This is a genomic window from Mesorhizobium sp. M8A.F.Ca.ET.181.01.1.1, from assembly GCF_004792025.1.
Lineage (GTDB): Bacteria > Pseudomonadota > Alphaproteobacteria > Rhizobiales > Rhizobiaceae > Mesorhizobium.
Genome location: NZ_SRTV01000288.1, coordinates 1 through 289 on the forward strand (window position 1 = coordinate 1; position 289 = coordinate 289).

The 289-nt window shown below is 56.7% G+C and carries 1 pseudogene; it reads left to right on the forward strand.

Annotated features, from left to right (window positions below):
• Positions 1–104: 104 nt before the first annotated feature.
• Positions 105–289: pseudogene (locus tag EN824_RS34635) on the forward strand (extradiol dioxygenase); the annotation flags it as partial.

The following is a 289-nucleotide window of genomic DNA, read 5'->3' on the forward strand; positions in this document are numbered from 1 at the left end:
GAAGCTTGCCGATATCGAGCGGCGGTGTCGACGGGCGGTAGCGCCGAAACGTCGTTTGCAACGGCAATAGTTTGTTCGCATCACTTTCAGGGAGATAAGGAGCCATGATTTCCGGCGCACACGTGATCATCTACAGCACGGATGCCGAGGCAGACCACGCATTTTTTCGCAATGTCCTACGTTTTCCAGCAGTCGATGCTGGCGAAGGCTGGTTGATCTTCGCATTGCCGCCGGCCGAGATTGCCGTTCACCCGGCCGCCGAAGTCGACAGCCACGAAGTCTATCTCAT